Source organism: Mesorhizobium sp. WSM4814 (assembly GCF_055811595.1).
The window spans coordinates 43,667-57,295 of the sequence record NZ_JBVVQT010000024.1 but is presented as its reverse complement, the minus strand read 5'-3'; the positions used below and the strand labels follow the sequence as shown (position 1 = coordinate 57,295).

Genomic DNA, 13,629 nt, shown 5'->3' with positions numbered 1-13,629 from the left:
GACCGATACGCCGATGACCGACACTGTTGAAACGATCGACTATTCCAAGACGCTTTATCTGCCGCAGACGGATTTTCCGATGCGCGCCGGCTTGCCGGAGAAGGAGCCGCTGCTGGTCAAGCGCTGGCAGGACATGGAGCTTTACCGCAAGCTGCGCGAAAACGCCGCCGGCCGCGAAAAATACGTCCTGCATGACGGCCCGCCCTACGCCAACGGCAACATCCATATCGGCCATGCGCTGAACAAGATCCTCAAGGACGTCATCACCCGCTCGTTCCAGATGCGCGGCTACGACTCGAACTACGTGCCCGGCTGGGATTGCCACGGCCTGCCGATCGAATGGAAGATCGAGGAGCAATACCGCGCCAAGGGCAAGAACAAGGACGAGGTCCCGGTCAACGAGTTCCGCAAGGAATGCCGCGAGTTCGCCGCGCACTGGATCAAGGTGCAGGGCGCAGAGTTCCAGAGGCTCGGCGTCGTCGGCGACTTCGACAATCCCTATACGACGATGGCGTTCCACGCCGAGGCGCGCATCGCCGGCGAGCTGTTGAAATTCGCCATGTCGGGCCAGCTGTATCGCGGCTCGAAGCCGGTGATGTGGAGCGTGGTCGAGCGCACCGCTCTGGCCGAGGCCGAGGTCGAATACCAGGACTATGAGAGCGACACGATCTGGGCGAAGTTTCCGGTCGTCAGCCTCGCTCGTCAGGTCACCAACGTCGAGGATGGGCAGCCAGCCTTGGATCCGAGGCTGACGCAGACGTCACTGGACTTGCTGGAGGCCGATGTCGTTATCTGGACGACCACGCCATGGACCATCCCCGGCAACCGTGCCGTCAACTATTCGCCACGCATCAACTATGGCCTCTACGAGGTCACTGCGGCCGAGAATGCTTTCGGCCCGCAGCCTGGCGAAAGGCTGATCTTTGCCGAAGCGCTGGCGGAAGAGGCTGCGACCAAAGCCAAGGTGACGATGGACCGCCTCCGTAGCATTTCGGCCGAAGAGCTTGGAAGCCTTACGCTTTCTCATCCCTTCAAAGGTTTGAATGGCGGCTATGAATTCGACGTCCCAATGCTCGCCGGCGAGCATGTCACCGACGAAGCCGGCACCGGTTTCGTCCACACGGCGCCGGGCCATGGCCGCGAGGATTTTGACGCCTGGATGGACGCTGCGTCAGATCTTCGCCAGCGCGGCATCGACGCAGCGATCCCGTTCACCGTCGACGATGCCGGCTTCTTCACCAAGGATGCGCCAGGCTTCGGCGCGGACCGCGAGGGCGGTGCGGCGCGCGTCATCGACGACAACGGCAAGAAGGGCAATGCCAACCAGGCGGTCATCAACGAGCTGATCAAGCGCAATGCGCTGTTCGCGCGCGGGCGGCTGAAGCATTCCTATCCGCATTCGTGGCGGTCGAAGAAGCCGATCATCTTCCGCAACACGCCGCAATGGTTCGTCTTTATGGACAAGGAGCTCGGCGACGGCACGACACTGCGCAGCCGTGCCCTGAAGGCGATCGACGACACCCGCTTCGTGCCGGCCGCCGGCCAGAATCGCATCCGCGCCATGATCGAGGAGCGCCCCGATTGGGTGCTGTCGCGCCAGCGCGCCTGGGGGGTGCCGATCGCCGTCTTCGCCGATGCCGACGGCAACGTCCTGCGCGACGAGGCGGTCAACCAGCGCATCATCGACGCCTTCGAGAAGGAAGGCGCGGACGCCTGGTTTGCGGCCGGCGCCAAGGAGCGTTTCCTCGGCAATCACGATGCCTCGAAATGGCAGCAGGTGATGGACATCCTCGACGTCTGGTTCGATTCCGGCTCGACCCATGTCTTCACCCTGGAGGATCGTCCGGATCTGAAATGGCCGGCCGACGTCTATCTCGAAGGTTCCGACCAGCATCGCGGCTGGTTCCACTCCTCGCTGCTCGAAAGCTGCGGCACCAAGGGCAGGGCGCCTTACGACACCGTCGTCACCCATGGTTTCACCATGGACGAGGAGGGGCGGAAAATGTCGAAGTCGCTCGGCAATACCGTCGTGCCGCAAGACGTCATCAAACAGTCGGGCGCCGATATCCTGCGGCTATGGGTGGTGACCACCGACTACTGGGAAGACCAGCGGCTCGGCAAGAACGTGCTGCAGACCAACATCGACGCCTACCGCAAGCTGCGCAACACCATCCGCTGGATGCTGGGCACGCTTGCCCATGACGATGGCGAGGACGTGCCGCTGGACAAGATGCCGGAGCTGGAGCGGCTGATGCTGCACCGGCTCGCCGAACTCGATGAAGTCGTGCGGGCGGGCTACGACGCCTTCGAGTTCAAGCGCATCACCCGCACGCTGCTCGACTTCATGGTGGTCGAGCTGTCGGCCTTCTATTTCGACATCCGCAAGGACGCGCTCTACTGCGAGGCGCCGTCCAGCGTGAAGCGCAAGGCGTCCGTGCAGGTGGTGCGCCATCTGTTCGACTGCCTGGTGAAATGGCTGGCGCCGATGCTGCCCTTCACCATGGAGGAGGCCTGGCTCGACCGTCATCCGGACGCCGTCTCGGTGCATCTCGACCAGTTTCCGCCAATCCCGGTCGGCTGGAAGAACGAGGCGCTGGCGGAAAAATGGCGCAAGGTGCGGCAGGTCCGCCGTGTCGTCACCGGCGCGCTGGAGATTGCGCGCGCCCAGAAGGTCATCGGCTCGTCGCTGGAAGCGGTGCCGGTCGTCACGCTCGATGATGCGGCGCTAGAAGCGGCGATATCGGATGTCGACATGGCCGAAATGGCGATCACCAGCGATCTGGTCATTGCGCATGGCAACGCGCCTTCCGGCGCCTTCACTCTGGACGACGTCAAGGGCGTCGCTGTGGTGGTCGAGAAGGCCGAGGAGCGGGGCCTGCTCAAATGCGCGCGCTCATGGCGCTACACGGCCGATGTCGGGCAGGACAAGCAATTCCCCGACGTTTCGGCGCGGGACGCGGCGGTGCTGCATGAATTGAAGGCGCTTGGTCGTATATAAGGCGGTGCACAAATGCCACGGCGGGCGGCTGATCGGCCTCGGCTCGTTGCCCTTAACGAGTGGTTGAGATAAACACGCGAAACTCCGGACGACAAATTGTCGCCGGATTTCCGTCGGAAGAGCATAGGCGATGGGGACCGGACCTTTGGCCGGCGGCGATCGAGAGGCTGTCTAGAGTGGGACTTTTTGGCATGACCGAAAGAACTTGCGCGCGCGTTGCGCTGCTGGCGCCGCTTGTCGTATCCGGCTTGGCCCTGTCCGGGTGTATGGGCTCGCCGACCTACGGGACCGACAAGACCGCCTCCGCCCAGCTTGCCGGCGATCTCACCAGCGCTTTTTCAGTCATGCCGAAGAACAAGCAACGGATCGACTACAAGCCGCGCCCCGAACTGGTGAAGCCGGCGCCGGGACAGAAGCAACTGCCGCCGCCGCAGGACAGCGCCACGGCAAGCGCCGATTGGCCGGAATCGCCCGAGCAGCGCCGCGCTCGCCTGCGCGCCGAGGCCACGCTCAACCAGGACGATCCGTCCTACCAGGCGCAGATCGTCGATGACATCCAGACGGATCCGGTCGCGATCAAGTCTGCGATGAAGGACTCGGGTTCCAGTCATCCGCCGGCCTGGAAGCCGGCGGATTCGGACAAGGGCCGCGCCGCCGAAGTCAAGCGCCGCCTTGCCGAACAAAAGCAGGGCGACCCGAACACCCGCCGATATCTGAGCGAGCCGCCGGTGCAATATCGCGCCGCTTCCGCCACCGCGCCGGTCGATGACCTCGGCGAGGACGAGTACAAGAAAGCACGCCGCCTCAAGCGGGAAGCGGCCGCCAAGAACAAGAGCGGCGGCATGTTCGACTGGCTGCCGTGGTAAGCTGCCGGCGCTAAGAAATCCTGCGACGTTAGGGTTCGCGTCGCTCCCTGAAAAAATCCTTCAGCAGCAGGGCTGCGTCGCTCTCGGCCATGCCTGGATAGATGTCCGGTGCATGGTGGCAGGTCGGTGAGGCGAAGAAGCGCACGCCGTTGACCACAGCGCCGCCCTTCTCGTCGGCGGCGCCGAAATAAAGCCGGCGCAGCCTGGCGAAGGAAATGGCGCCGGCGCACATGGCGCAGGGCTCCAGCGTCACATAGAGATCGTGGCCGGTGAGCCGCTCGCTCGACAGCTTGCGGCAGGCTTCGCGGATCGCCAGCATCTCGGCATGGGCGGTAGGGTCGGCAAGCTCGCGGGTGCGGTTGCCGGCACTGGCAACGACCGTATCGCCGCTGGCGATGACCGCGCCGACCGGCACTTCGCCGCGCAGGGCGGCGGCTTCGGCCTCCTTCAGTGCCAGCGCCATGAAATCCGGCCGCTTCAAGCGGTTTCCATTCCGATTATCTCCTCGCTACTCCGGCGTGATCCTGTTATCTAGCGCATGATCCCGAAAACCGGAATCGGTTTTCGGAAGGGATCATGCACCAAATCAAAGTCCTACAGCGTCCTTTGCGCGTCCGTATGGACGCGCGGCGCTGTAGTGCAAACGAGCAAAGCTACATGGACGACAAAAACAAGAAATTCCCGCGCAAGAACGGCTCGAAACCATCGGGCCCGCGTGGTCGCGACGTCGCTGCCGGCAAGGGCGGCAAGCCGTCCTTGGGCGCGAAAAAACCTTACGCCCCGCGTGGCGACCGCCCGCTGGCGGCTGACGGCGAGCGGCCGAAGCGCGATTTCAAGGCTGGCGACCGGCCGTTCAGCAAGGGGCCGCGTCCGGAAGGCAAGCCTTACGAGAAGCGCGAAGGGCCGCGAAAACCGTACGCGCCGCGCGGCGACCGGCCAATGGCGGCTGACGGCGAGCGGCCGAAGCGCGACTTCAAAAGCGGCGACCGGCCGTTCAGCAAGGGGCCGCGTCCGGAAGGCAAGCCTTATGAAAAGCGCGAGGGGCCGCGCAAGCCATACGCGCCGCGCGGCGACCGGCCGGCGGCTGCCGAAGGCGAGCGCAGCGAAAGGCGCTTCGACCGTCCCAAGGGAGACTTCAGCGATCGCCCAAAACGCGACTTCGGCGATCGGCCCAAGCGCGATTTTGCTGGTGATCGGCCCCAAGGGGCATCGGGCGGCTTCAAACCGCGCCCGCGTCCCGCCGAAGCGACGGAAGAGGCTGGTGAGCGCATTGCCAAGCGGCTGGCCCGCGCCGGTCTTGCCTCGCGTCGCGATGCCGAGGAGCTGATCGCGGCCGGCCGCGTCAAGGTTAATGGAAGGGTGCTGTCCTCGCCGGCCTTCAATGTGATGCCTGGCGACATCATCCATCTCGACGGCATGGAGATCCCGCCGATCGAGCGCACCCGGCTGTTCCTGTTCCACAAGCCGGCCGGCGTCGTCACCACCAATCGTGATCCCGAGGGCCGCAAGACCGTCTTCGACGTGCTGCCGGCCGACCTGCCGCGGCTGATGACCATCGGCCGGCTAGACATCAACACCGAAGGCCTGCTGCTGCTCACCAATGACGGCGGGCTGGCGCGCGTGCTCGAACTGCCGGCGACCGGCTGGCTCAGGCGCTACCGCGTGCGCGTCCACGGCAAGGTCGAGGAAAGTGCGCTCGCCGGCTTGCGCGAAGGCATCGCCGTCGACGGCGTCTTCTATGGCGCCATCGAGGCGACGCTCGACCGCGAGCAAGGCACCAACGCCTGGCTGACGCTTGGCCTGCGCGAAGGCAAGAACCGCGAGGTCAGGAACATACTGGGCTCGCTTGGTCTCGACGTGACGCGACTGATCCGCATTTCCTACGGACCGTTCCAGCTCGACGACCTGCCCGAGGGCCATGTGCTGGAGATCAAGGGCCGGGTGCTGCGCGACCAGCTCGGCGAACGCCTGGTCGAGGAGTCCGGCGCCAATTTCGACGCTGACATCACCAAGCCGTTTTCCAACAGGCCGGTGCGGCGCGAAGCGGTGCGCGAAGAGGAACCTGAGCGGCCGAAATTCACCCGCGATGGCGAACGCCGTCCGATCGGCGAAGGCGGATTGATCAAGAACCGCAAGCGCCGCGAAGGCAGCCGCGACGAGGCGCTGGGCAAGCTGTCGACAAGTCCCGGCAGAAGCTTCGGGACGGAAAAGAGCTTTGCCGATCGCGGCCCCAAATCTGAACGTAGCGGGCCGGGCGGCTTCGGCGGCAAACCGGGCGGCGGGAAAAAGTCCGAACGCGAGCAGCGCCCGATCGAGCCGCCGGGCCAGCGCAAGGCCAATGTCTGGATGGCGCCCGGCGCGCGGCCGATCGGCAAGGGCAGGGCGGACGCCGATGCCGCCAGGGCGGCCGAAGCCAAGGAACGCAAGGCCTCGTTCAAGCCGTCTTATGGCAAGCCCGCCCATGGAGGGGGAAAACCCGGAGGCGCAAAGCCGTTCGGCAAGCCGCGTGGCGAACGCCCAAATGATGGCGGCAAAGGCGGCGACCGACCGCGCAGCGGCCCCAAGGGATCCAGGGGAGGCAATGCGGATCGTCGGCGGTGAGTTTCGCGGGCGTCCGCTGGCGACGCCCCGCTCAAGCGCCATCCGCCCGACCACCGACCGCACCCGCGAGGCTGTCTTCAACGTGCTGGCGCATCGTTTCCCCGATAGGCTGGTCGGCGCGCGGGTGCTCGACCTGTTCGCCGGCACCGGCGCGTTTGGCCTCGAGGCGCTGTCGCGCGGCGCATCTTATGGCGTCTTCATCGAAGAATCGGCGGAAGGGCGCGGCCTGATCCGCACCAATGTCGAGGGCTTCGGCCTCACTGGGCGTACCAAGATATTCCGTCGCGACGCTACGGCTCTGGGCGAGGCGGGCACGATGGCCGCGTTCGGCCTGGTGTTCGCCGACCCGCCCTATGGCAAGCGCCTGGGCGAGCGTGCCTTGCGCTCGGCCAAGGCCGGCGGCTGGCTCGTCCCCGGCGCGCTCTGCGTCGTCGAGGAGGCGGCTGCGGCGCCGTTCGAGGCAGGGCCGGGCTTTTCGGTTGTCGACGAGCGAAGCTATGGCGAGACCGTCATCCGCTTTATCGAGGTTGAATGAGTAGCGTCTTCCCTTCTCCCCTTGTGGGAGAAGGTGGCCGAGCGAAGCTCGGTCGGATGAGGGGTGTTGGAAGGCTCTCTACCTTGAAGAGGCAAGTGCTTAAAATCGCTAGATATTTTTATGCCGCACTCCGTCCAGCACCCCTCATCCGTCTCGGCGCTGCGCGCCGATCCACCTTCTCCCACAAGGGGAGAAGGTTGGCGCAGCGCCTTCAAAATGACGAACAAATCAATTTGCCTGTGGCGATACCCCCGCCTATCGTCCCACCCCATGACAACCGGAGTCGTTAATGACATCTCAGGCTGACTGGCTGCGCGGAACGCTTTTTGCGCTGGCTGTCGTGATGACCGGCCCGGTTCTGGCCGACAACAAGCCGGACGACGGCAAGGTGACGAATTTCCTGCTCGACAACGGCATGGAGGTTGTTGTCATCCCCGATCGCCGCGCACCGATCGTCACTCATATGGTGTGGTACAAGATCGGCAGCGCCGATGAGCCGCCGGGCAAGTCCGGCATCGCCCATTTCTTCGAGCATCTGATGTTCAAGGCGACGACCAACCATGCGGCCGGCGCGTTCGACCGCGCCGTCTCCGCCATCGGCGGTTCGAACAACGCTTTCACCTCCTATGACTACACCGCCTTTTACGAGACGGTGGTGCCGCAGGCGCTCGAGCAGATGATGGATTTCGAGGCCGATCGCATGCGCAACCTCATCCTCAACGACAATGTCATCGCCACCGAGCGCGACGTGATCCTCGAGGAACGCCGCTCGCGCATCGACAGCAATCCGCAGGCAGTGCTCGGCAAGGAGGTCGACGCTACGCTCTGGCAGAACCAGCCCTATCGCATTCCGGTGATCGGCTGGATGCAGGAGATGGAGAAGCTGAACCGCGCCGACGCCAAGGCTTTCTACGACAAATATTATACGCCCAACAACGCCGTGCTGGTGGTGGCCGGCGACGTCGAGCCGCAGGCGGTCAAGGCGCTGGCCGAAAAGACCTATGGCAAGGTCGCGCGTGGTCCAGACCTGCCGCCGCGCATCCGTCCGGTCGAACCCGAACAGAACACCAGGCGCACGGTGACGCTCGCTGACGCGCGTGTCAGCGTGCCGAATTTTTCGACGCAATGGGTGGTTCCCTCCTATCACACCGCGAAGCCGGGCGAAGCGGAAGCGCTGGACCTGCTGGCGGAGATCCTCGGCGGCGGCAGCCGCAGCCGGCTGTACCAGCAGCTTGTCGTCAAGCAAGGCATTGCCGCCGAGGCCGGCGCCTTTTTCCAGGGCACCATGCTCGATGCCACCAACTTCACCGTCTATGGCGCGCCGCGCGGCGACGCCAAGCTGGCTGATGTCCAGGCGGCGGTCGAGGCCGAGGTCGCCCGCATCGCCAGCGAGGGCGTCACATCGGGCGAGTTGGAGAAGGCCAAGGATCGTTTCGTCCGCTCGATGATCTTTGCCCGCGACAAGCAGGATTCGATGGCCAACATCTACGGCGCGACGCTCGCCACCGGCGGCAACGTCCGGGATGTCGAGGAATGGCCGGGCCGCATCCGCAAGGTCACCGCCGACGAAGTCAGGCAGGTTGCGGCGCGCTATCTCAATCTCAACCATTCGACATCAGGCTATCTCTTGCCGCAGACACAGGCAGGGAATTGATCGATGAGGGACCAGCATAGCCGCGACTTCCCTTCTCCCCTTGTGGGAGAAGGTGGCCTCGCGAAGCGAGGTCGGATGAGGGGTGTTCCAGCTTGGCACCGACATCGTTCCGGCCAACACCCCTCAACCGTCTTGGCGCTGCGCGCCAATCCACCTTCTCCCACAAGGGGAGAAGGGAGAGCCGCGCGCGTTGCCACCCCTTTAGTTACCCTGCTCCTCTCCCTCGTCTTCCTCGTCCTGCCGGCGCTTTCCGCTCGTGCGGCCATGAGCATCCAGGAGGTGACGTCGTCAAAGGGCATCACCGCCTGGCTGGTGGAGGACTATTCCGTGCCGCTCGTCGCCATCCGCTTCGCCTTCGACGGCGGCACGACGCAGGATCCCGCTGGAAAGGTGGGCCTTGCCAATCTGATGAGCGGCCTGTTCGACGAGGGCGCCGGCAATCTCGACAGCGAGTCCTTCCAGATCAAGCTCGACGACGTCGGCGCCGAGATGAGCTTCGAAGCGGCGCGCGACGGCACCTATGGCTCGATGCGCATGCTTGCCGAGCAGCGCGACGCGGCGTTCGACCTGTTGCGGCTGGCGGTCACCGAGCCGCGTTTCGACCAGGCGCCAATCGACCGAATTCGCGCGCAAGTGCTGTCCGGCATCATCGCCAACGAGCTTGACCCGGACACGCTCGCCCAGCGCAAATGGCTGGAGGCACTATACGGCGCCCATCCCTATGCGTGGCCCGAAGAGGGCACCAGGCAAAGCATCGCCACCATCACGCCGGACGATCTCATCGCCTTTCACAAGGCGAATTTTGCTCGTGATGGCCTGCATGTGGCGGTGGTCGGTGCCATCGATGCCGAGACGTTGAAGAAAAAGCTCGATATGGTCTTCGGCGGCCTGCCGCAACATCAGGCGCTTAGCGCGGTCGCCGATGTCGATCCGAAACTCAACCAGCAGATCGAGGTCAATTACGACCAGCCCCAGACGTCGCTGCAACTCGCCTATCCCGGCGTCGAGCGGAGTGCGCCGGATTTCTTCGCCGCGGTTCTGATGAACGAGATCCTCGGCGGCAGCGCCTTCACCTCGCGGCTGTTCGAAGAGGTGCGTGAAAAACGCGGTCTGGCCTACAGCGTCAGTTCCGACCTGGTCGACCACCGGCACGCCAACGCCCTGGCCATCACCACGGCGACCCGCGCGGACCGGGCGGCCGAGACTTTGGCTGTCGTGCGCGAGGTGGTGAAGCGCATGGCCCAGGAAGGGCCGACCGAAGCAGAACTGGCGGCGACCAAGAAATACTTGATTGGCGCCTACGCCATCAACAACCTGAACTCCTCCGCCGCCATCGCCGCGACGCTGCTCGAGCTGCAGCTCGACAAGCTCGGCAGCGACTATATGCAGCGCCGCGCCGCCCTCATCAACGCGGTGACGCTGGATCAGGTCAAGGCGGCGGCGAAAAAGCTGCTTTCCGCCGAGCCGGCCGTCATGGTCGTCGGGCCGAAGCACGGCGAGGCCAAGGAGGAATGAGCCCAAATGGGGGGCAGGGCCAAATGAGGGGCAGGGGATGAGCCCGAGCTTCGGCATCGCCTTCGGCGGCGGCGGCGCGCGCGGGCTGGCGCATATCCATGTCATCGAGGTGCTGGACGAGCTGGGTATAAGGCCGGTCGCCATATCAGGCTCATCAATCGGCGCCATCATGGGCGCCGGCATGGCTTCGGGCATGGCCGGCAGCGGCATTCACCACTACATGCGCTCGATCCTCGGCCGCCGCGCCGAAGTGGCGGCGCGCATGTGGCGGGCGCGGCCAGGCACCTTTGCCGAGGCGCTGCGGGGCGGGCTGGGTGTCACCCAGTTCAATGTCGAGCGCATCCTCAAGGCATTCATGCCCGACGCCATACCCGAAAGCTTCGCCGAGCTGAAAATACCGTTGAAGGTGACGGCAACGGATTTCTTCGGCCATAAGCTCGCCGTGCTGCGCGACGGCGACCTGCATTCAGCGCTTGCCGCTTCGGCGGCTATTCCCGCGGTATTCCGACCGGTGATGCGCGACGGCAGGCTGCTGATCGACGGCGGCATCTACAATCCGGTGCCGTTCGACCTGATCGAGGACGACGCCGACATCATCATCGCCGTCGACGTCGTCGGCGCGCCGGCCAAAGGCGGGCGCAAATACCCGACCTCCGTCGACCTGATGTTCGGCGCCACGCAATTGATGATGCAGTCGATCATCGCCGCCAAGCTGAGGCAATGCCAGCCGGACATATTGGTTAGGCCGGCGGTGTCGAAATACCGCGTGCTCGATTTCATGAAGATCGACGCCTTGATGGCCGAAACGGCTGATATCAAGGACGAGCTGAAGCGGGAGATCGAGAAGGCGGTGGAGGCGCGGGCCAAGGCCGACACGAGCAAGCGCCCCAAGCAGGTTGGGGGCGTGGCGCGGAAAGTCTGACGCCTGGCGGCTTCAATCGAAACAAGCGCAAGCGCCGAACATTTTCCGCCGGACCGGAACCGTTTGGCTGATCGCTTCCCGGTCCGGCACTGGACCCGGCCAAGCCGGAACTGATCAAGACCATCCGCGGCGTTGGATACCTGTATCCAAAGCGGTGAACGAGTGTGGTTCAGGGACCAGGCTGCCCGGCGGGCGGAACGATCTGCATGACGAGGCGCATCAGATCGGCCTGGCGGGAGGCGCCGGTCTTCTGGAAGATATTGTCGAGATGCGTCTTGGCGGTCGCGTTGGCAATGTGAAGGCTGGCGGCGGTCTCGGCCAAGGTGTGCCCGGCGACAAGGCTGGCGAGCACGCGGGTTTCGGCGAGCGTAAGCCCGAAGGCTCTCGCCAGCATTCCGGCGGCGTCATGCTCGTCCGGTGCATTGCCGATGAACACCGCGGCTACCGCCGCGGGTTCCATGCCGGCGCGCAGGTCGCCGCCGGCCATCGGCAGCACGCGGGCGAAGACGGGCGGCAGGCCGGATTCGCTGAGGAGGACGGCAAGCCCTGTCTTACCGATGCTGACCTCATCCTGAGCCGCAAGCATGATGGCGCTGTGAAGTTCCCTGGAAGCCGACGGGATCTTCGCTTGCAGAATGCCCCGGACATCCTGGATCGGGCCGCCGCTCCGCAGCATGTGCTTGGCCGAGCGGTTGGCGTGCAGGACGGCGCCACGTTCATTGGTGAGGACCACGGCGCATGTGAGCGCATCGAGTGCCTCGGCCATTCCTGCGCGCTCGACAGTGCCGATGTCCAGCATGTTGCTGATTATCACCGAACGGCGCACATGCGGCTGCAACAGTCTGCCAAGCTTGATTTCGCGCTCGGTGATAATGCCTTGCCGCTTATGCCGAGCAACGGCGAAGCCGGCAAGGCGGGTAGGGGTGTGGATCAGGAAGAACGACATGACGTCGACCAGGCCTTGCGGCTTCAGGAACTCCTGAAAATATCGGGAGGTCTCCAGGTAGGTTTGAGGGATATGGCGTGAGACCACATGCGGCATATCGAGCGAAGGCCATGTCGAGAGATCCTCGAGCAGCCGGGCGTGGATCTCGGGGATATATTTCGCCTGTTGCTCCAGCCAGTATGGCTCTATTCCCACGGTCCTGTAGATCAGCAGCCGATCATTGGCGAGGTCGTCAAGCTGCAGAACCGCAGTCTGGGCATCGAGCGCATCCCTGATCCCAGCCAGCGCCTGCTCCCATCGCCCAGGGTCGAGTGCGCAATCATAGATTGAGCCGATCAGCTTCGACAGATCATGATGCGACAATGCCTTGGCCATCGACGGCCCCCCGCATGTCGACAGCGCGTCCGACGCGGAAAGTAGCGCGCTCCCACAGGTGCTCTCGCCTCTCCAAATTTTAGCGATCGCTTAAATTCCGATTATCTCCCCCAAACAGGGGATGCGCAAGGACCCGGGCGGTGAAATACTCTCGCCCAGAAGATAAGGTCACACTTAACTGTGACAACCAGTGGGGTTCAGCGCGTTCCTGGCTCGCGGGCCTTCGCCACTGTGGTGCAGCCGGGGGGACTAATCCAGAATTTCTGCCTGCGTGCGCCGACTAACACGGCGCGCAACCGTCTATTGTTGAAACCTTGAGCCGGGTTCGTCCCGGACAATTCGGGATGGAGCAGCATTATGTACAGGTACATTGCTTTTGCAGCACTTTGCATGGCGGCGATGCCCGCGCATGCCGACGAGCTTGGAGCCATGAAGGCCGAAAGCATCGATCTCACCGGCTTCCTTGGTGTCGTCTATTATACGCCTCAGGAGGACGGCTATCGGGTGGTCACCACAATCGCGCAGGGCGAGGCTGGCTTGCCGGTGCGTTTCGTGGCGACACTGACCGAGAACCAGATGGTCGCGGTCTCAGTGCCGGGCAAACTGGGCGAGTCGGACCAAATCATCGACATATCGCGCGTCGGCGGCAAGCTTGTCGTCAGCCCGCATCCGATAGACGGGATCGTGGTTTCTACCCCGAAGCTCGCCGTCGACTGATCCAAGGTCGAGTGATCCAACAGATCAAGGGACATGCGCGTTGCGGCGGCGCTGGATGAGCCTGCAACGTCGGCGACAGACGATGTCTGCATGGCTCGTCCTGTGTCTCGTCGTCGTGACCGCCGGCTTCGCCGCGTCTTCAGCTGAGCTGGCCTCGGGCAAGTTCTACGAGGCTGCCGGCAACAAGGTCGATGCGCGAACCTATAACGGTTTTCGCCGCTACCATGGCAGTTGCAATCACTGCCATGGCCCCGACGGCATGGGCTCGACCTTCGCCTCGGCGCTTGTCGACCGGCTGCCCGGCATCGAGGTCTTCCGGCGCAATGTTCGCGACGGCGTGCGCAGCGGCACTTCGGTGATGAAGGGCTTCGCCGACGATCCCAACGTCGCTCCCTACATCGACGACATCTACGCCTATTTGCAGGCCCGCGCCGACGGTGCGCTTGGCCGGGGTCGGCCCGAGAGGCTGGAAAATTAGTGCCGCTGGCTTACCGCAGGCG

At 64.3% G+C, this 13,629-nt stretch carries 11 protein-coding genes; 9 read left to right on the top strand and 2 right to left on the bottom strand.

The features are described 5' to 3' along the window. The first annotated feature begins 13 nt into the window (after positions 1-13). Both ileS and AC0L2V_RS27010 read left to right on the top strand, forming a co-directional pair. Positions 14-2,998, top strand: coding sequence for an isoleucine--tRNA ligase (gene ileS, locus AC0L2V_RS27015; RefSeq protein WP_473521687.1), 2,985 nt, complete (start codon positions 14-16; stop codon positions 2,996-2,998). Between the two features lie 191 nt (positions 2,999-3,189). Next, the gene (locus tag AC0L2V_RS27010) at positions 3,190-3,864 is read left to right on the top strand and encodes a hypothetical protein (protein ID WP_091590895.1); all 675 of its coding nucleotides are present in this window, start codon (positions 3,190-3,192) and stop codon (positions 3,862-3,864) included. A gap of 28 nt (positions 3,865-3,892) precedes the next feature. Here AC0L2V_RS27010 and AC0L2V_RS27005 read toward each other — a convergent pair whose 3' ends face one another. Continuing rightward, on the bottom strand, positions 3,893-4,345 hold the full coding sequence (locus AC0L2V_RS27005; protein ID WP_091590719.1) for a nucleoside deaminase: 453 nt from the start codon (positions 4,343-4,345) through the stop codon (positions 3,893-3,895). A 176-nt stretch (positions 4,346-4,521) separates the two neighbouring features. Here AC0L2V_RS27005 and AC0L2V_RS27000 point away from each other — a divergent pair, with 176 nt between their 5' ends. The 5 genes from AC0L2V_RS27000 to AC0L2V_RS26980 all read left to right on the top strand — a co-directional run bounded on the left by AC0L2V_RS27000 (position 4,522) and on the right by AC0L2V_RS26980 (position 11,091). Then, positions 4,522-6,465, top strand: coding sequence for a pseudouridine synthase (locus tag AC0L2V_RS27000; RefSeq protein WP_473521686.1), 1,944 nt, complete (start codon positions 4,522-4,524; stop codon positions 6,463-6,465). Beyond that, positions 6,446-7,000, top strand: coding sequence for a 16S rRNA (guanine(966)-N(2))-methyltransferase RsmD (rsmD, locus tag AC0L2V_RS26995; RefSeq protein WP_473512953.1), 555 nt, complete (start codon positions 6,446-6,448; stop codon positions 6,998-7,000). Before AC0L2V_RS27000 ends, rsmD begins: the two co-directional genes overlap by 20 nt. A 289-nt stretch (positions 7,001-7,289) precedes the next feature. Next, on the top strand, positions 7,290-8,654 hold the full coding sequence (locus AC0L2V_RS26990; protein ID WP_473521685.1) for a M16 family metallopeptidase: 1,365 nt from the start codon (positions 7,290-7,292) through the stop codon (positions 8,652-8,654). A gap of 264 nt (positions 8,655-8,918) precedes the next feature. Further along, a complete protein-coding gene (locus tag AC0L2V_RS26985; RefSeq protein WP_473512955.1) occupies positions 8,919-10,169 on the top strand; it encodes a M16 family metallopeptidase in 1,251 nt (416 codons plus the stop codon). Between the two features lie 37 nt (positions 10,170-10,206). Beyond that, entirely contained in the window at positions 10,207-11,091 is an 885-nt protein-coding gene (locus tag AC0L2V_RS26980; RefSeq protein ID WP_473521684.1) for a patatin-like phospholipase family protein, read from the top strand. Positions 11,092-11,260: 169 nt separating this feature from the next. Here AC0L2V_RS26980 and AC0L2V_RS26975 read toward each other — a convergent pair whose 3' ends face one another. Further along, entirely contained in the window at positions 11,261-12,412 is a 1,152-nt protein-coding gene (locus AC0L2V_RS26975) for a helix-turn-helix transcriptional regulator (protein WP_473521683.1), read from the bottom strand. Between the two features lie 357 nt (positions 12,413-12,769). Here AC0L2V_RS26975 and AC0L2V_RS26970 point away from each other — a divergent pair, with 357 nt between their 5' ends. Then, on the top strand, positions 12,770-13,129 hold the full coding sequence (locus AC0L2V_RS26970; protein WP_473521682.1) for a hypothetical protein: 360 nt from the start codon (positions 12,770-12,772) through the stop codon (positions 13,127-13,129). 82 nt (positions 13,130-13,211) lie between these two features. Beyond that, positions 13,212-13,607 carry a cytochrome c family protein gene (locus AC0L2V_RS26965; RefSeq protein ID WP_473521681.1) on the top strand — a complete coding sequence of 132 codons (396 nt, stop codon included), beginning with the start codon at positions 13,212-13,214 and terminating at the stop codon, positions 13,605-13,607. The last annotated feature ends 22 nt before the right edge of the window (positions 13,608-13,629 follow it).

Bases quoted from the DNA above. Each gene is read 5' to 3' on its own strand.
- ileS (WP_473521687.1), top strand. From the start codon at position 14: ATGACCGACACTGTTGAAACGATCGACTATTCCAAGACGCTTTATCTG.
- AC0L2V_RS27010 (WP_091590895.1), top strand. From the start codon at position 3,190: ATGACCGAAAGAACTTGCGCGCGCGTTGCGCTGCTGGCGCCGCTTGTC.
- AC0L2V_RS27000 (WP_473521686.1), top strand. From the start codon at position 4,522: ATGGACGACAAAAACAAGAAATTCCCGCGCAAGAACGGCTCGAAACCA.
- rsmD (WP_473512953.1), top strand. From the start codon at position 6,446: ATGCGGATCGTCGGCGGTGAGTTTCGCGGGCGTCCGCTGGCGACGCCC.
- AC0L2V_RS26990 (WP_473521685.1), top strand. From the start codon at position 7,290: ATGACATCTCAGGCTGACTGGCTGCGCGGAACGCTTTTTGCGCTGGCT.
- AC0L2V_RS26985 (WP_473512955.1), top strand. From the start codon at position 8,919: ATGAGCATCCAGGAGGTGACGTCGTCAAAGGGCATCACCGCCTGGCTG.
- AC0L2V_RS26980 (WP_473521684.1), top strand. From the start codon at position 10,207: ATGAGCCCGAGCTTCGGCATCGCCTTCGGCGGCGGCGGCGCGCGCGGG.
- AC0L2V_RS26975 (WP_473521683.1), bottom strand. From the start codon at position 12,412: ATGGCCAAGGCATTGTCGCATCATGATCTGTCGAAGCTGATCGGCTCA.
- AC0L2V_RS26970 (WP_473521682.1), top strand. From the start codon at position 12,770: ATGTACAGGTACATTGCTTTTGCAGCACTTTGCATGGCGGCGATGCCC.
- AC0L2V_RS26965 (WP_473521681.1), top strand. From the start codon at position 13,212: ATGTCTGCATGGCTCGTCCTGTGTCTCGTCGTCGTGACCGCCGGCTTC.